General features: G+C 62.0%; 15 protein-coding genes and 3 pseudogenes. 5 read left to right on the top strand and 13 right to left on the bottom strand.

From position 1 onward, the window contains the following. Positions 1–31 precede the first annotated feature (31 nt). Together dbpA and merR are read right to left on the bottom strand one after the other, a co-directional pair. Positions 32–1411, bottom strand: coding sequence for an ATP-dependent RNA helicase DbpA (gene dbpA / locus D3879_RS03770; protein WP_119952747.1), 1380 nt, complete (start codon positions 1409–1411; stop codon positions 32–34). Positions 1412–1684: 273 nt separating this feature from the next. Further along, positions 1685–2083, bottom strand: a complete 399-nt coding sequence (gene merR / locus D3879_RS03765; RefSeq protein WP_119952746.1) for an Hg(II)-responsive transcriptional regulator — start codon at positions 2081–2083, stop codon at positions 1685–1687. 74 nt (positions 2084–2157) lie between these two features. On the opposite strand from merR, the gene D3879_RS03760 reads away from it, so the two are divergent. The 3 genes from D3879_RS03760 to D3879_RS26875 are packed head-to-tail and all read left to right on the top strand — an operon-like array spanning position 2158 to position 3013. After that, complete coding sequence (locus D3879_RS03760; protein WP_119952745.1) at positions 2158–2505, top strand: mercuric transporter MerT family protein; 348 nt, start codon at positions 2158–2160, stop codon at positions 2503–2505. A 12-nt stretch (positions 2506–2517) separates the two neighbouring features. Continuing rightward, positions 2518–2793, top strand: a complete 276-nt coding sequence (gene merP / locus D3879_RS03755; protein ID WP_119952744.1) for a mercury resistance system periplasmic binding protein MerP — start codon at positions 2518–2520, stop codon at positions 2791–2793. 7 nt (positions 2794–2800) lie between these two features. Next, positions 2801–3013 (top strand): GDCCVxC domain-containing (seleno)protein, encoded by a 213-nt coding sequence (locus tag D3879_RS26875; protein WP_119952743.1) that lies wholly within the window; start codon positions 2801–2803, stop codon positions 3011–3013. 103 nt (positions 3014–3116) lie between these two features. Here the strand turns inward: D3879_RS26875 and mdtD are convergent, their stop codons facing one another. Further along, on the bottom strand, positions 3117–4544 hold the full coding sequence (gene mdtD, locus D3879_RS03745; protein WP_119952742.1) for a multidrug transporter subunit MdtD: 1428 nt from the start codon (positions 4542–4544) through the stop codon (positions 3117–3119). 110 nt (positions 4545–4654) lie between these two features. On the opposite strand from mdtD, the gene torT reads away from it, so the two are divergent. Beyond that, on the top strand, positions 4655–5737 hold the full coding sequence (gene torT, locus D3879_RS03740; RefSeq protein WP_238474202.1) for a TMAO reductase system periplasmic protein TorT: 1083 nt from the start codon (positions 4655–4657) through the stop codon (positions 5735–5737). A 237-nt stretch (positions 5738–5974) separates the two neighbouring features. Here the strand turns inward: torT and betA are convergent, their stop codons facing one another. From betA to betI, 3 genes are all read right to left on the bottom strand, one after another. Further along, on the bottom strand, positions 5975–7666 hold the full coding sequence (gene betA / locus D3879_RS03735; RefSeq protein WP_119952741.1) for a choline dehydrogenase: 1692 nt from the start codon (positions 7664–7666) through the stop codon (positions 5975–5977). 129 nt (positions 7667–7795) lie between these two features. Continuing rightward, positions 7796–9268, bottom strand: a complete 1473-nt coding sequence (gene betB / locus D3879_RS03730) for a betaine-aldehyde dehydrogenase (protein ID WP_119952740.1) — start codon at positions 9266–9268, stop codon at positions 7796–7798. A 52-nt stretch (positions 9269–9320) separates the two neighbouring features. Further along, entirely contained in the window at positions 9321–9905 is a 585-nt protein-coding gene (gene betI, locus D3879_RS03725) for a transcriptional regulator BetI (protein WP_119952739.1), read from the bottom strand. A gap of 288 nt (positions 9906–10193) precedes the next feature. Between betI and betT the strand changes: the two genes are divergently transcribed. Continuing rightward, positions 10194–12188, top strand: a complete 1995-nt coding sequence (gene betT, locus D3879_RS03720; RefSeq protein WP_274381373.1) for a choline BCCT transporter BetT — start codon at positions 10194–10196, stop codon at positions 12186–12188. Positions 12189–12795: 607 nt separating this feature from the next. Here betT and D3879_RS03715 read toward each other — a convergent pair. The 7 genes and pseudogenes from D3879_RS03715 to choW form a co-directional block, all read right to left on the bottom strand. Beyond that, positions 12796–13038 (bottom strand): pyocin S6 family toxin immunity protein, encoded by a 243-nt coding sequence (locus D3879_RS03715; protein WP_119952737.1) that lies wholly within the window; start codon positions 13036–13038, stop codon positions 12796–12798. Next, positions 13035–13208 (bottom strand): annotated as a pseudogene (locus tag D3879_RS03710) (colicin E3/pyocin S6 family cytotoxin); the annotation flags it as partial. The gene D3879_RS03715 and the pseudogene D3879_RS03710, both read right to left, overlap by 4 nt. Before the next feature lie 11 nt (positions 13209–13219). Next, positions 13220–13306: pseudogene (locus tag D3879_RS03705) on the bottom strand (bacteriocin immunity protein); the annotation flags it as partial. Positions 13307–13325: 19 nt separating this feature from the next. Next, on the bottom strand, positions 13326–13556 hold the full coding sequence (locus D3879_RS03700) for a DUF7683 domain-containing protein (protein WP_119952736.1): 231 nt from the start codon (positions 13554–13556) through the stop codon (positions 13326–13328). Then, positions 13553–14193, bottom strand: a pseudogene (locus D3879_RS27600) (colicin E3/pyocin S6 family cytotoxin). The gene D3879_RS03700 and the pseudogene D3879_RS27600 overlap by 4 nt, the downstream one beginning before the upstream one ends. 1025 nt (positions 14194–15218) lie before the next feature. After that, entirely contained in the window at positions 15219–16463 is a 1245-nt protein-coding gene (gene choV, locus D3879_RS03690; protein WP_119952735.1) for a choline ABC transporter ATP-binding protein, read from the bottom strand. Further along, entirely contained in the window at positions 16460–17308 is an 849-nt protein-coding gene (choW, locus tag D3879_RS03685) for a choline ABC transporter permease subunit (RefSeq protein ID WP_119954876.1), read from the bottom strand. Before choW ends, choV begins: the two co-directional genes overlap by 4 nt. Positions 17309–17353: the final 45 nt, after the last annotated feature.

The raw sequence follows: 17353 nt of genomic DNA, 5'->3' as shown, positions 1-17353 counted from the left end.
GCCTACATCAGCGCCAACCTACGAGGCGGTCTCAGAGAATTCGCACGCGCAGCGAGCGGCCTTTGATTTTGCCGTCGTTCAGGCGTTGCAGCGCCTGTTTGGCGACCCCGCGCTCGACGGCGACATAGGCCTGGAAATCGAAGATGGCGATCTTGCCGACCTGGGCGCCGGGGATGCCGGCATCCCCGGTCAGGGCGCCCAGGATGTCGCCGGGGCGGACTTTGTCTTTGCGGCCACCACCTATGCACAGGGTAACCATCGGTGGCAGCAGCGGCCCACCGCCTTGTGGCTTCAGGCCGTCCAGTTGGTGCCAGTTCAGTGGGGCCTTCTGCAAGTCTTCGATGGCCTGTGCGCGGTGCCCTTCGGACGGGGCCACCAGGCTCAGCGCCAGCCCTTTTTCACCGGCGCGGCCGGTGCGGCCAACGCGGTGGATGTGGATTTCCGAGTCGCGCGCCAGTTCGACGTTGATCACCGCATCCAGTGCTTCGATATCCAGGCCGCGGGCGGCGACGTCGGTGGCCACCAGTACCGAGCAGCTGCGGTTGGCGAACATCGCCAGCACCTGGTCGCGGTCGCGCTGTTCGAGATCGCCATTCAAGGCCATCGCGGAAATGCCGCTGGCTTGTAGGTGTTCGACCAGCTCCTGGCATTGCTGCTTGGTGAAGCAGAAGGCGACGCAGGACTGCGGGCGGAAGTGCGCCAGCAGCTTGGTCACGGCTTCCATGCGCTGCTCGGGAGCGATCTCGTAGAAGCGTTGCTCGATCTGGCTGTCGGCGTGCATCGCCTCGGCTTTCACCTGCTGCGGGTCACGCATGAACGCCGCCGACAGCTGCTTGATGCTGGCCGGATAGGTGGCGGAGAACAGCAGGGTTTGGCGCTTGGCCGGGGTCTGCTGAAGGATCTCGGCGATGGAATCGTAGAAGCCCATGTCGAGCATGCGGTCGGCTTCATCGAGCACCAGGGTGTTGAGGCCGTCGAGTTTCAGGGTGCCTTTGCGCAGGTGCTCCTGAATCCGCCCGGGGGTGCCGACGATGATGTGCGCGCCGTGCTCCAGCGAGCCGATCTGCGGGCCGAACGGTACGCCGCCACACAAAGTCAGCACCTTGATGTGGTCGGTGCCACGGGCCAGCCGGCGGATTTCCTTGGCCACCTGGTCGGCCAACTCGCGGGTCGGGCAGAGCACCAGCGCCTGGCAGCCAAAGTAGCGCGGGTTCAACGGGTTGAGCAGGCCAATGCCGAAGGCGGCGGTCTTGCCACTGCCGGTCTTGGCCTGGGCGATCAGGTCCATGCCCTTGAGGATCACCGGCAGGCTTTGCGCTTGAACCGGCGTCATCTGGGCATAACCGAGGGACTCGAGGTTAGCCAGCATGGCGGCGGACAGCGGCAGCGAATTGAAAGCGGTGGAGGTCACGGGACAGGCCTGCTAAACGAAAATGGCGTGCAGTGTAACAGGCCGGCCTGTGGCTGTTGGCGTGGCGCGACCGGGGGTGAGGGCGACAGCGAGGCATTGAGAAGAATGATCACCGTACAAGCGCAGGCAATGGAAAGAATCGCACGCTCAGGGACGGTCAGTCAGGTTGAAGCCTGAGCGATTAGGCCGCAGACGTCAGGCAATGCCGAAACCAGCGCTGCCCTGACGCGGTTTGCACCTCGCGCCTGATGCCCGGGTATCGGTCAACCTGACTTAATCCTGTGCCAGCACGTCGATAATCGGACAGGCTGCACCGCCTTCGTCTGCATCGCATTGCTTCACCAACCCGGCCAAGACCTTCTGCAGGTCGGCAAGGTCGGTGATCTTCTGTTCGATCAGCGCCAGCTTGCGGGCCGCCAATGCCCGCGTCTCGGCGCACGCGCAGCCCGCGTCCAACCGCAGCAGGCCGCCGACCTCGGACAGCGTGAAGCCAAGTGCCTGAGCCCGCTTGATGAAGCGCAGCCGCTTCGCCTGTTCCGCCGCGTAGCGTCGATGCCCGCCCAGCGGCTTCGCCGGCTCATCCAGCAGGCCGAGCCGCTGGTAATAGCGGATCGTCTCGACGTTCACTCCGGCGGCATCCGCCAGTCTGCCGATGGTCAGTTCTGCGGCCATCACATTCTCCTTGATCCCGTACTTAGGTACGGAGTTTAGAGTAGCACTTGGCAAACAGTCTCCAGGAGACAGGCATGGCGCAATTCAGCGGAAAAGCCTCGCTAATCGCGGGCGTGCTGGCCGCCATCGGTGCGTCGCTGTGTTGCGTCGGGCCGCTCGTGCTGCTGGCGCTCGGCATCGGCGGTGCTTGGGTCGGAAACCTGACGGCGATGGAGCCTTACCGGCCCATCTTCATTGGGCTGACGCTGCTGTTTCTCGGCTTGGCCTTGCGCAAGCTCTACTGGCTGCCGCAGGTCTGCAAAGCAGGCACGCCGTGTGTCGATCCGCGCACGATCAAGCGGCAGCGGCTCACGTTCTGGGTCGTTGCCGTCCTGCTGCTCGGCTTGTTGGCCGTGCCGTGGTTCGCCCCATTGTTCTACTGAAAGGAGATCGCCATGCGCAAACTGCTGATTGCCGCGCTCGCCGCCTTACCCCTCGCAGCGTTGGCCGCCACACCGAAAACCGTCACGCTCGAGGTACAGAACATGACGTGCAAACTCTGCCCGATCACGGTCAAGAAATCACTGGAAAAGGTGCCCGGCGTGAACGCCGTCGAGGTCGATTTCGACAAGAAAACGGCCACCGTGACCTATGACCCCGACAAAGCCCAGCCCGAGGCGCTGACCGAGGCGACCACGAACGCGGGCTACCCCTCCGCCGTGCAGAAGTGACGCCACGATGAGCGCTATCGTTCTTGAATCCGTGCTGACCTGCCCGCACTGCGGCTTCGCCAAGCGAGAAAGCATGCCCACGAACGCCTGCCAGTACTTCTACGAGTGCAGCAACTGCAAGGCCCTGTTGCGCCCGAATCCCGGTGACTGCTGTGTGTTCTGTTCGTTCGGCTCGGTGAAGTGCCCACCGATTCAGCTGCAGCGTGGGTGCTGCGGGTAGGGCTTGGCGTAGGATTTTTTCCGTTTACTGCGACGTCCCCTACCCCGGGGTTTCCCTCAGCCGACCAGCACACTGGTCGACTCCCATGGCAAGGCCGAGGTGTTCAGCCGTCGATCTCCGGATTGAGGCGGCGAGCCCGGCGACCATCCTCGGGGGCGAGTTGCAGGAAGATCGCGGCGGCGAGCATCGACAACACCCCGACGCAGGCAAAGGTCAGCTGGAAGGCGCCGAGCAGGCTGTTGACCGTGCCTTTGCCGATCTCGCTGCTGAAGCCACCGAGCAGAGCGGCGCCGGAGGCAATGCCGAGGCTGATCGCCAGTTGCACCACCACCGACAGCAGGCTGTTGCCGCTGCTGGCGGAGGTGTCATCGAGGTCGATCAGGGTGACGGTGTTCATCGCGGTGAATTGCAGCGAGTTGACCGCGCCGAGCAGGGCTAGTTGCAGCAGCAAGAGGGCATACGGTGTAGTCGCGCCGACCAGGCCCAGGCTGGCGAGTAACGCGCCGAGCAGTAAGGTATTGCCACTCAGGACGTTGCGGTAGCCAAGGTGCTCGATCAGCGGCTTGGCCAGCGGTTTGACCAGCATGGCGGCCAGCGCCAGGGGGATCATGCTCATCCCGGCCTGCGCCGGCGAGTAACCCAGCGCCACCTGCAACAGCAGCGGTACCAGGAACGGCAGGGCGCCGCTGCCCAGGCGGGCGAACAAGTTGCCAAGAATGCCGACGGCAAAGGTGCGGGTACGGAACAGCTCGGGGGCAAACAGCGGCTGTTCGATCCGTCCGGCGCGCAGCCAGTAAGCGGCCAAGCAGGCCAGCCCACCGAGCAACAGCAGCATGACGCGCATATGCGCAAGTTGCAGTTCGCCGAGGCCTTCCAGAGCGATGGTGATCAGCAGCATGGCGGCGCCGAAGAGGGCGAAACCGACGCCATCGAAACGGCTGCGTTGCGGGCCGCGTAGATCGGGCATAAAGCGGATCGCCGCGTAGCAACCGAGCAGACCGACCGGCAGGTTGATCAGGAAGATCCAGTGCCAGCTGGCGTATTCCACCAACCAGCCGCCCAGCGTCGGGCCGATCAAGGGGCCGAGCAGGCCGGGCAGGGTGATGAAACTCATGATCCGTACCAGCTCGGAGCGCGGGTACGCGCGCAGCACCACTAGCCGCCCGACCGGCATCATTAGTGCGCCACCTAGGCCTTGGACTATCCGCGCGGCGATCAGTTGGCTGAGGCTTTCGGAAAGCGCGCAGAGCAGCGAACCACAGCTGAACAACAGGATCGCACCGAAGAAAATCCGCCGCGTGCCGAAGCGGTCGGCGACCCAGCCGGAGGCCGGAATCAACAGGGCCACCGTGAGCATGTAGGCGATTACCACCGACTGCATGCGCAATGGATCTTCGGCGAGGTCGCGGGCCATGGCGGGTAAGGCGGTGTTGAGGATGGTGCCGTCGAGGGTCTGCATGAAGAACGCGATGGCGACGATCCAGGGCAGTAGGCGGGCAGTGCGGGCGTCCAGGTTGGGAAGGCTGGGCATGGGGGTCCTTGGTGCTGAGGCTGCTCGGACTTTAGGCCGATGATCCGCTGCTTGCCAGCGCAAATGCCCTGATGGAATATGCGGCGAACCCGAACAAGTGACTGCCGGGCTTGGGAAAGTGTTCTTTCCTGCTCTCCCGCCAACCGGACAAGGCGCTGCCGATGCGGATGTTCTGCACCTTCCTGTTGCTAGTCATGGCTGCCGCACCCTTGCGCGCGGCGGACTGGTTCCCCTATCCGGTGCTTGCCGATGGCCAGGCGGCCAGCTACCAGCCGCTGGCGGCGGCGAGCAAGCCTTGGCGTATCTGCGCCCTGTTGCCCCATGGCATGGATCGCTACTGGTGGGGCGTGGCCTGGGGGCTGAATGAAGAGGCCCGGCGTCAGGGCGTGCAGCTGGGTATCTACGAGGCCGGCGGCTATCAGTATCCGGATATGCAGTGGGCCCAGCTGACCCGCTGCATCCAGCTCGGCGCCGATGCCTACGTGATCGCGGCGATCAATACCAACAGGCTGTGTGACGACATTGGCCTGTTGCACAAGGCCGGTGTGCCGGTGATCGATCTGGTCAACCGGATCGAATGCGCCGGCGTCACCGCGCGCTCGCGGGTGGACTTCGCCACCATGGCCAAGGTTGCGCTGGCCTACATCGTTCGCCATAGCCAGGGCCGGGCGATTCGCGTCGGCTGGTTGCCGGGGCCGCGGGACGCCGGCTGGGTGGCGGACGGTGAGCGCGGCCTGCGCGAGGCGTTGCAGGGCAGCGCGGTGACTCTGGTACCGGGCGGTTACGGGCCGGTTGATCGCTCGAGCCAGGCGCTGCTGGTGCGTGACCTGCTGACTCGGGAGCCCGATCTCGACTACCTGTTGGGCAATGCCGAGGCCGCCGCCTTCGCCGCCCAATTGGTGAATTCGAACCGCTCGCGCTACCACGCTCAGGTGCTCTCGTTCTACGCCACCGAACGGGTGCTGAAAGCTATCGAGGACGGTCTGATCCTCGCCGCACCCACCGACTCGCCGGTGATCCAGGCGCGGGTGGCCATCGACCTGGCGGTGCGTGCGTTGGAAAGCAAGAGCTTGCCAGGCCTGGTCAGCCCGCAGATCGAGATGCTTGATCGACAGAGCCTGGAGCGTTTCGATATCAGCCGCCTGATGCCCCCGGGGGGGCATTGGATGATCCGTCAGGAGCTCCCGGAATAAAGGTCTGCGCAGGCATTTCCGCAGGTGAACAAAACGTAGGTTGGTGCTGAACCGAAGGTGATGCCCAACAACCGGCCTATAAGGCCGGGCTTGCAAATGTGGGGCCGAGCCTCGGGAGTCGCGGGCGACTCCTTGTTGGGCATCGCTTTGCTCAGCACCAACCTACGTTCAGTGCCAACCGGCGTCCTCGTTGCGTGCTTCCTGCTGTTCGAGACGCCGCGCAAATCCGCGCAGTGCTTATTTGGCCGGGCGTTGCGCCTTGCCACGCACCGGTGCGCCGTTGGCGACGTAGTACTTGGCGGTACTGCGCGGCAATGGCTTGCGACCACGAATTTTGTCGGCGATTTTCTCGGCGATCATGATGGTCGGCGCATTGAGGTTGCCGGTGGTGATCAGCGGCATGATCGAGGCATCGACCACGCGCAGACCTTCCATTCCGTGCACACGGCCCTGGCCGTCGACTACCGCCATGTCATCGGTGCCCATCTTGCAGGAGCAGGAGGGGTGGAAGGCGGTTTCGGCATGTTCACGGATGAACTTGTCGAGGTCGGCATCGCTCTGGTACTCGAGGCCAGGGCTGATTTCCTTGCCACGGTACGGGTCCAGCGCCGGCTGCTGCATGATCTCGCGGGTGATGCGGATGCCGTCGCGGAATTCCTGCCAGTCCTGCTCGCTGGACATGTAATTGAACAGGATGCTCGGGTACTCGCGCGGGTCCTTCGAACGCACCTGCACGCGGCCCCGGCTGGGCGAGCGCATGGAGCCGACGTGGGCCTGGAAGCCGTGTTCCTTCACCGCGTTGCTGCCGTTGTAGTTAATCGCCACCGGCAGGAAGTGGTACTGGATGTTCGGCCACTCGAACTCGTCACGGGTGCGGATGAAGCCGCCGGCCTCGAACTGGTTGCTGGCGCCGATGCCCTTACCAAGGAACAGCCACTCGGCGCCGATCGCCGGCTGGTTCCACCACTGCAGCGACGGATACAGCGAGATCGGCTGGGTGCATTGGTATTGCAGGTACATCTCCAGGTGGTCCTGCAGGTTGGCGCCGACGCCTGGCAGGTCGTGAACCACCGGAATGTCGAGGTCGCGCAACAGGGCGGCTGGGCCGACGCCGGAGCGCTGGAGGATTTGCGGTGAGGCGATGGCGCCGGAGCACAGCAGCACTTCGCGGCGGGCATTGGCGGTGATCCGCGCATCACTGTCGCCCTTGAGGTAGGCAACGCCAACGGCGCGCTTGCCCTTGAACAGGATGCGGTCGGTCAGGGCGTGGGTGACGATGGTCAGGTTCGGCCGGCCACGGGCCTGGTCGAGGTAGCCACGCGCGGTGCTGGAGCGGCGGCCCTGCGGGGTGACGGTGCGGTCCATCGGGCCGAAGCCTTCCTGCTGGTAGCCGTTAAGGTCTTCGGTATGCGGGTAGCCAGCTTGCACGCCGGCTTCGACCATGGCGTGGAACAGCGGGTTATTGCCGGCCTTGGGCGTGGTCACGCTGACCGGGCCATCGCCGCCGTGGTAGTCGTTGGGGCCGATGTCGCGGGTTTCGGCTTTGCGGAAGTAGGGCAGGCAGTCGAGGTAGGTCCAGTCTTCCAGACCTGGGTTTTTCGCCCAACCGTCATAGTCCATGGCGTTGCCGCGGATGTAGCACATGCCGTTGATCAGCGAGGAGCCGCCCAGGCCCTTGCCACGGCCGCATTCCATCTTGCGGTTGTTCATGAAGGGTTCTGGTTCGGTCTCGTACGCCCAGTTGTAACGGCGGCCCTGCAGCGGGAAGGCGAGGGCGGCGGGCATCTGGGTACGGAAGTCGAGGCGGTAGTCCGGGCCACCGGCCTCGAGCAACAGCACGCTGACGTCGGCATCCTCGGTCAGACGGGTGGCCAGGGTGTTACCGGCCGAGCCGGCGCCGATGATGATGTAGTCGAATTCTTTGGTCATGGTTGCACCCTTCGTATGGGCATGTGCAGCACGTAGGGTGGATTAGGCGAAGCCGTAACCCACCGTGGCGAACGTGAAACTGAGCGGTGGATTACGCCGCGATGCGGCTAATCCACCCTACGGGTTCGTTTAGAACACCGAGCCGTAGTCGCCCAGCTCGACCTGCACGGATTTGATCCGAGTGTACTGAGCCAGGGTGGTCAGGCCGTTCTCACGGCCGACACCGGATTGCTTGTAACCGCCTACCGGCATCTCTGCCGGCGACTCGCCCCAGGTGTTGATCCAGCAGATGCCCGCTTCGAGCTTGTGGATAACGCGGTGGGCGCGGTTCAGGTCCTGGGTGACGACACCGGCGGCCAGGCCGAATTCGCTGTCGTTGGCGCGGCGGATGACTTCGTCTTCGTCGTCATAGACGAGGATGCTCATGACCGGCCCGAAGATTTCCTCGCGCACGATGCTCATCTCGTCGGTGCAGTCGCTGAATACGGTCGGTGCGACATAGGCGCCCTTGGCGTATTCGCCTTCGGTCACGCGCTCGCCACCGGCCAGCAGGCGTGCGCCTTCGGCTTTGCCCTTGCTGATGTAGCCGAGCACGTTGTCCATGTGGGCGAAGCTGACCAGCGGGCCGAAGTTGGTGGTCTCGCTCATCGGGCTGCCCAGGCGGATGCGCTTGACGCGCTCCAGCACCTTGGCTTCGAAGCGCGCTTGCAGGCTACGCGGGATGAACACGCGGGTGCCGTTGGTGCAGACCTGGCCGGAGCTGTAGAAGTTGGCCATGACGGCGATGTCGGCCGCGCGGTTGAGGTTGGCGTCTTCGAAGATGATCAGCGGGGACTTGCCGCCCAGCTCCATGGTGACTTCCTTCAGCGAGGAGCTGGAGGCGCTGGCCATGACCTTCTTGCCGGTGTCGGTGCCGCCGGTGAAGGAGATTTTCTCGATGCGCGGGTGCTCGGTCAGCCAGGTGCCGACTTCGCGGCCGCTGCCGGTCAGGACGTTGAACACGCCATCGGGCAGGCCGGCGGCGGTGTAGATTTCAGCCAGTTTGAGGGTGGTCAGCGAGGTGACTTCGCTTGGTTTGAAGATCATCGCGTTGCCGGCGGCCAGGGCCGGGGCGGATTTCCACAGGGCGATCTGGATCGGGTAGTTCCAGGCGCCGATACCGGCGACTACGCCCAGCGGCTCGCGGCGGGTGTAGACAAAGGAGGTCTCACGCAGGGGGATCTGCTCGCCTTCGATGGCGGGCACCAGGCCTGCGTAGTACTCGAGCACGTCGGCGCCGGTGACGATGTCGACGTTGCGGGTTTCCGAGAGCGGCTTGCCGGTGTCCAGGCTTTCCAGTTCGGCCAGCTCGTCGTTGCGCTCACGGAGGATATCGACTGCTTTGCGCAAGATGCGCGAGCGCTGCATGGCGGTCATCGCGGCCCAGACTTTCTGGCCCTTCTCGGCACTGGCTACGGCACGCTCGACGTCTTCTTTCGAAGCGCGTTGCACCTGCGCGAGAACTTCTCCATTGGCGGGGTTGATGGACTCGAAAGTGGTGCCGCTGGTGGCATCCACGTAACCGCCGTCAATGTAGAGTTTTTGCAGTTCGAAACGGGCCATAGTGTCCTCGCAAGTGCATGTGGGCTGGCGTTGACGGGTCTGATTGGCCCGCCTATTTGGCCAGTTGTTGGTCCATATAGTCGTAAGCGATTTGCAGTGCCTGCTTGATGTCGAAGGCCTCTCCGGACAGCGCGCCGCGCAACCACAAACCGTCAATCAATGCCGCCAGGCCCCGAGCAGCGCTGCGCGCATCAGCGAGCGGCAATACGCGGCGGAACTGGCAGCACAGGTTGGAATACAACCTGTGGTCGTTGATCCGTTGCAGGCGGCTCAACGAGGGTTGATGCATGCTGGTCGCCCAGAAGGCCAACCAGGTTTTCATGGCCGGGCCGTTGACCTGGCTGTCATCGAAGTTGCCGTCGATGATCGCGCGGATCTGGGCGCCTGCGCTGTCGTCGCCCAGCAGCTGGCGGCGGTCTCGTACGGCCAAACTCAGCGCCGACATCAGGTGGCGCATGGTTGCTTCGAGCAACCCGTTCTTGTCCTGAAAGTAGTGGCTGATGATGCCGTTGGACACACCAGCCAGCCTCGCGATCAAGGCGATGCTCGCATCACTCATGCCGACCTGATCGACCGCCTGCAAAGTGGCGTGGATCAACTGCGAGCGGCGGATGGGCTGCATACCGATCTTGGGCATCTGTAAATCTCCTTGGGCCTGGTAACGGACGGCAGGCGTCCGACTTGGCGTGAACCAGTCTATTTTATTTTTATTGAACGCTCAATCAACAACGAATAAGCTCTGCGACAATATGTGACATTGACCTTGCGTGCGCTTGTGCTTCGTCGCCTATATCACGTCGTTTTTTCATTGTGACCGTCCTAGAGTCCACGAAAGAGCGGGCGTGGTGTTTTGCTGTGTCTGTCGTCTGGCACCCAGCGGGTGCCTGCTTTCACTGCCATGGAGCCTCCCTTGAGTATCTCTCCCATCAGTACAAACCCTGAACGGGTGCGTCTGAACCCCGTCGTGTTCTACGGTTCTACCGTGCTGATCCTGGTTCTGACCGCTGCCCTGATCCTCGCGCCCGAAGCCGCTGGCCAATTCCTGGGTCTTGCCCAGACGTGGCTGTCGCATAGCTTCGGTTGGTACTACATGCTGGCGATCGGGGCTTACCTGGTCTTCGTTGTGTGGATTGCCTTTTCGCGCTTCGGCACGCTCAAACTCGGTGCCGACCATGAAAAGCCCGTCTTCAGCTACGGCGCCTGGGCGGGCATGCTGTTCTCTTCCGGGATCGGCATTTCGCTGCTGTATTTTGCCGCTTCCGAGCCCATCGATCACCTGGTCAATCCGCCGGAAGGCGAGCCCGGCAGCCATGCGGCCGCACGCCAGGCGTTGCAGCTGACGTTCCTGCACTGGGGCTTGCACGGCTGGGCGATCTACGCGCTGGTTGGCCTGGCCGTGGGTTATTTCGCTTACCGGCACAACCAGCCGTTGGCGCTGCGTTCGGCGCTGCTGCCGATCTTCGGCGAGCGCCTGGTCAAAGGCGCGGTGGGTAACGCGGTGGATTGCTTCGGCATCTTCGTCACACTGCTGGGCCTGGTGACCAACTTGGGCATCGGCGCGTTGCAGGTGTCTTCGGGCCTGGAATACCTGTTCGGCCTGCCGCATACCCAGACCGCGCTGCTGATGGTGATTCTGGTGATGAGTGCGGTGGCGACCCTGGCGGCCGTTTCCGGGATCGAGAAGGGTATCCGCCGCTTGTCCAACCTGAACATCATCCTGTTCAGCAGCCTGCTGATCTTCGTGCTGGTCTGCGGACCGACGCTGATGCTGATGAACGGCCTGGTGCAGAACGTCGGCGATTACCTCAACGGCCTGCTGCTGAAGACCTTCGACCTCTACTCCTACACCGGGGCGCCGACCAAGAGCGAAGCCTGGCTGGGGCTGTGGACCCTGTTTTACTGGGCCTGGTGGATTTCCTGGGCACCGTTCGTGGGCATGTTCATCGCGCGTATCTCGCGCGGTCGGACCATTCGCGAGCTGGTTGGCGGCGTGCTGCTGATCCCGCTGGGCTTCACCCTGGCCTGGTTGTCGATCTTCGGTAACAGCGCCCTGGATCTGGTGATGAACCAGAACGCGGTGGAGCTGGGCAAGGCGGCGCTGGAGCAGCCGTCGATGTCGATCTATCTGCTGCTCGAGCATTACCCGTTGGCCAAGATCGTCATTGGCATGTCGATTTTCGTCGGCTTCGTATTGTTCTTGACGCCGGCGGACTCCGGTTCGGTGATGCTCGCCAACCTGTCGCGCCAGGGCGGTGACCTGGACGAGGACGCGCCGCATTGGCTGCGGATCTTCTGGTCGGCGGTGATTACCCTGGTGACCATCGGGCTGCTGTTCGCCGGTAACTTCACGGCCATGCAAACCATGGTGGTGCTGGCCGGCCTGCCATTCTCGGTGGTCTTGTTGCTGTATATGGTTGGCCTGTACAAGGCGTTGATCCGTGACGAGCAGGTGCGTCAGGAACAGGCCGAGCCACTGACCCACGGTCGTCGCGCCTTCAGTCAGCGTATGGCTGAGCTGGTGCAGCAACCTGCGCAGGCAGTGGTGCAGGCGTTCCTCGATAGCGACGTGCGCCCCGCCCTGCTGGCTGCCGCCGAACAACTGCGTGGTCGTGGCCTGCAGGTGCAGACGCATCTGGGCCTGGGCCAGCACGAGTTGGGCTTGCGGGTGGAACATGCCGATGGCCAGCCGTTCGTTTACGAGGTGAGCCTGGATGGCTACTTCGCGCCGCCGCAGACGTTGGCCCTGGCTGAAGCGGGGAGTGTGGCGAGCGAGCCGTGCCGCTATTACCGTGCCGAGGTGTATCTGTTCGACGGGACTCAGGAATACGACCTGATGGGCTATACCAGGGAGCAGATCACGCGTGATGTGCTGGATCAGTACGAGAACCATCGGCAGCTCCTGAGCCGGGTGTACTGCTAAAAGAGGCGCGCGGCCCTTCCTCGTGAAGGGCATTGCGCGCACCGCCTGGTAAAACCTGGGCCCCATGCCGGTGACGGTGTGGGGCCTTTTTTATGGGTGCCGGTTACAGGTTGGAGGTGGGGACCTCGATCCCTTTCACCAAGGTGAGGCTCGCAGGCTGGGGAGCGCATGTGCATTCGCGGCTATGGCCCCAACACCTACAGATGCCTGAATCGCGAAGGTGTCAGGCAGTCTATTGAGTTTTGATTGAACGAGGAATCAACAAAACCGACCGAACATAGCTTGTCGCGACAAGCCGTTGGCAAGGGGCGGCAGGGTGCTTGTTTGGGGTGAGAGGGGCAAAACGGGGTGTTTGTAGCGCAATGAATTGGACTCCTCCCTCCTACGGAGCAGGCTGAGCCTGCGCGCAGGCAGTCGAGGAGGGAGTCCGGGTGAACTTGAGCGCAATCAGCGAATCAGCGAAAGTTCCCCGAGAGGTCAATACGATTGGCCCAACACTGTCCGGGCTGAGCCGCTGCTGCTGACCGATGCAACCATTTGGAAACTCAATCTCAAAGGCTAGAAAATCGGTGTCTTTGTCAAAAACTTCAATGACGTATTTCACGGTTCAGGCGTAGCAACTGAGGTACAGCTCCAGGTCTTTGGGAAGCTCAATCGCTGCGAGGCTCTCTATGGCTTTGGTCTGCTCGGCGGACAGGAGATAGGTCGACACCGCATCCTCCTCGCTCTGCCAGCCCATTATCGGCATCAGAGCCTCCGTAGTAACAGTAGAGGGTGGATTTGTCTCGAACACGGCTAGGTCGCTGTTTTCCGGTGCGCCGTGTATTTCATATTTCAGCTCGTACTTCATGGTTCAACCTCTCTGGTTTTGTCGGCCGGTTTGGTTTGCTCGCCAGTTGTGGGGTCGAACTCGCCTAGGTGCTTGCCGCGCTTGTTGTACTTCTCCAGAGCCCCGTGCTGAGAGTCCCATTCGTAGATCGTACCGTCTTTATCTGTTCACCTCTCGCGTAAGCCGCCGCCAAGGCGGGCGTTTAGAATTGGCTTTTAATCCCCGCCAAGTTGTTGGCAGCACGCCATGCCTTGACCGTTTCGGTGATACCTTCGTTTGAATTTTCCGCACCGTCTTGGGGAGGTAGTTCAGGCGTGACAGCTCAGGTACAACGCCAGTTCCTTAGGGAGCTCTATCGTTGCTAGGTGCTCGATATCACTGATTTGCTCGGGAGTGAGGCGGTAGTCAAGAAAAGCATCCTCCTCGCTCTCCCAACCCATTATCGATGCCAAGGTTTCTGTATTAACAGTAGAGGGTAGATCTGTCTCGAACACTGCTAAGTCGCTGTTTGCAGGTATTCCGTATACTTCATATGTCATTTTTCAACTTCCCTAGCATTGTTTGCCGGTTTGGTTTGATCGCCAGTTACAGGGTCGAACTCGCCTAGGTGCTTGCCGTGTTTGTCATACTTTTCTAGTGTGCCGTGCTGGTAGTCCCACTCATAAATCTTGCCGTTTTGTCTTTCCACCTAGGACGCACTCCACCTTTTTTTCGGGTTTTAGGCGTTGCCCGTTTGAGGTCAGGAAAAGCGGGGAAGCTTGCTGGCGGCCTATGGTATTTATGATCTCCCGGCACACTCAGCGCGACATAGATCGGTTGAACACCCGTGTTCGGGAACCAAATAATGGCGTCTTGGTAATCCGACGGATACACCGGGTTAACCAAAATCTGGACGGTTTTTTCGGTTGGTGGATAGACCCACACGGTCGGTAGCTTTGGCGCCCCTTCCAATGCTGGTATGCCTAGTGTTTCGTTAGGGTTGGCGACAGGCGTCCAGATAAGCTCTATTCCTTGGCCTAAATCAGCGACGAACTGCTCACCACGAGCACTAGCTCTGATGACCTGGACGCTCTGCCACGCGGGCTTGGTGCCGGTGTAAAAGCCATAGGCATCGACGGAGCCATCTGGCAGCTGCTTGATGTTCACCCGCACACGCGTGTTGGCGACAGTGAGCATTGCGAACTGCTCTTTGGTGTAGAAGGCGCTGTCAGCTGAGGTGTTGTTCGGCAACAGCATGGCGACGGTGCCAACGATAGCGCCCGTGGCCACACCTGCGGTCAATATCCCTTCAGCCAGTCCGAGCGACAACTTGCCACCTAACCGCGTCGCCAAGGCTGCGGCCGATGCTGAGCCACCGATCAGCTTTAGCGGTGTCCCGCCCGCAGCAACCGCGCTGCCGGTGCCCAGGACAGCCCAGTCGCCGTAGTCCTTTAGCTGCTCAAGCGGAACGAAGCCACTCGGGTTGTGATGGTTGATGATGCCCGCAGGCAAGTTGCAGGACTTGGCAAACACGCAGCCAGTCCGGACAGGCTTATCTGCCCTTTGGCGCTCTTCATACTGGCGATTGGCCTCATCTTCTCGGGCGCGGTCGGCTTCTAGACCTGCGAGGTATCGACGAGACGCTTCCTCATGCGCCTGAATTTCTTGTTCTTTGGTTGGTATTGAACGAGATCGAATGTACTGCTCATAACAAATCTTTCAGTGATGTCCAGCCCAGTCTTCTTCGGCCATTTAACGAGACGTCCTATCGAGTTTTACGGGTAAAGAGTCGCTACGACCACGGCCCCAGTCTGTGCCAAGTTGTGCCGGTTCTAGCTAGTGCTCGATCAGGCACAGCGCCTGACGCAGGCATCCGCGACCGACGGTATGGATTAGGCGAAGAGCGATAAATAGGAAGGGTCTGATTGTTTCAGTGGAAATTTCGCGTTGACCGTTTTCCAGCGACATGTTCACAACCTTGCGTTGCGGCCATTTGGATTGAGCTCTTTGATCAGGCGGAGGTTGGTGCGGTGACAATGGGAATTCGGTTTTCCGTAGGCGTGGCAGGTCAACCTGAGCCGTGTGGTAAACGGGGGCATTCGATAGGGCGGGGGGGGTCGTCCCATTAAGGACGATGCTTGGCTAACTGGGGAAGGAATAACGAGGACGCTTTGAAAACCCAACGGGGAGAGCATCCTGCTCGCCCCGTGCGTTAAAGCAAATCAGCTGACGTTGGAAAGTGTGGAGCGAGTCGTCAGCGTGGCGGCTTCGCCGCCTGGCTCTTCACTCTTTTCCAGGTTCTTGCCGAGCAGGGCGTGGTACAGCTCGCTGTCGCCGAGGATGCCGACCACCCGCTTGCCGTTTTGCAGCACCAGCTTGTGGCCGGTCTGGTAGCGGATCTGCAGGGCGTCGCGCATGGTGATGCGCATGTCCACCAGAGTCGGCTCGCGGTGCAGGCTGGCCAGCGACTGGCCGGGTTCCCAGTGCTGCAGAGTGAGGTTCTGGTTGCCCTGGCGGGCGCCATTGAGGCTGTTGTCGGCCGCCAGACCAAGCCAGCAGTCGCGGCCCTGGTCGAGGCAGACCTCGTTGGCCTCGCGCCGGCATTGCTCCAGCGGGCGCATCAGGCTCTCGCCGCAGAGCACGTTGAGCGGGTTGGTATGGGCGACGAACATCCGCACGTAGTCGGTCGCCGGGTTGAGCACGATATCTTCCGGCTTGCCGTACTGGATGATCTGCCCGTCTTTCATGATGGCGATGCGCGAACCGAGCTTCAGCGCCTCATCGAGGTCGTGGCTGACGAATACGATGGTCTTGTGCAGCTTGCGCTGCAGTTCCAGCAGCTCGTCCTGCAGGCCTTGGCGGATCAGCGGGTCGAGGGCCGAGAACGGCTCGTCCATCAGCAGGATGTCGGCGTCCATGGCCAGCGCGCGGGCCAGCCCGACGCGCTGCTGCATGCCGCCGGACAGCTCGTCCGGACGCTTGTTGCGCCATTGCGTGAGGCCGACCAGTTCGAGCTTTTCATCGACCAGCTTGCGCCGCTCTTCGCTCGGGCGGCCCTGCATTTCCAGGCCGAAGCTGATGTTCTCGCGCACCGTCAGCCAGGGCATCAGGGCGAACTTCTGAAAGACCATGGCGATGCGTTTGGTGCGCATGGCTTTCAGGGTCGCCGGCGAGCAAGAAGCGATATCGATTTCGGCGCCTTCGTGCTCGATCAACAGACGGCCACGGCTGACCGTGTTGAGGCCATTGATGCAGCGCAGCAGGCTGGATTTGCCCGAGCCGGAGAGGCCCATCAGCACGCAGATCTCGCCGCGCTCGACGCTCAGGCTGGCTTTCTCTACGCCGACCACCAGGCCGGTTTTCTTCAGGATCTCATCGCGGCTCAGGCCTTGGTCGAGCAGGGCGAGCGCCTCACGCGGTTGCTTGGAGAAGATCACGTCAACATTGTCAAAGCGAATCATGCTCATGCCTCGGCCTCCTTCGGCTTGGACTCGGGTTGTTTGCACACCCGGTCGAGGATGATCGCCAGCAGCACGATGGCCAGGCCGGCCTCGAAGCCGAGGGCGATATCGGCGGTATTCAGGGCGTTGACCACAGGTTTGCCGAGGCCGTCGGCGCCGACCAGGGCGGCGATCACCACCATCGACAGCGACAGCATGATGCACTGGGTGATGCCGGCGGCGATGCTATGCATGGCATACGGCAGTTCGATACGGGTCAGCAGCTGGCGGCGCGAGCAGCCGAAGGCCTTGCCGGCGTCGAGCAGCTCCTGCGGCACATCGCGGATGCCCAGGTAGGTCAGGCGGATCGGAGCGGCGATGGCGAACACCACGGTGGAGATCAGCCCCGGCACCACGCCGAGACCGAACAGGGTCAGGGTTGGGATCAGGTAGACGAAGGTCGGCACCGTCTGCATCAGGTCGAGGACCGGCTGCATCACGGTGTAGAAGGTCGGTCTGTGCGCGGCGTATATCCCCAATGGCACGCCGATGAGCACGCAGACCAGGGTGGCGAACAGCACCTGCGCCAGGGTCTCCATGGTTTCCTGCCAGTAACCGAGGTTCAGGATCAGCAGGAATGACAGCACGCAGAACAGGGTCAGGCCCCATTTGCGTTGAATCAGGTGAGTCAGCAAACCGAACAGACCGATCAATACCAGCGGATTGAAAAAGGTCAGGCCGTTGGTCACGCCATGAATCATCATCTCAAGCGCATCGGCGAAGGCATCGAAGTAAGCGGCGCCGTGCTGGGTCAGCCATTCGACGAAGTCGGCTATGTTTTGACCCAGAGGGATTTTGTCAAAAGTCGGCATGGTATTGAACGTCCACATGCAGAGGGATGGAAGCAGATCGGTGAA

Source organism: Pseudomonas cavernicola (assembly GCF_003596405.1).
GTDB classification, from domain to species: Bacteria; Pseudomonadota; Gammaproteobacteria; order Pseudomonadales; family Pseudomonadaceae; genus Aquipseudomonas; species Aquipseudomonas cavernicola.
The sequence above is the reverse complement of the archived record's forward strand: the minus strand, read 5'-3'. Positions and strand labels throughout refer to the sequence as shown.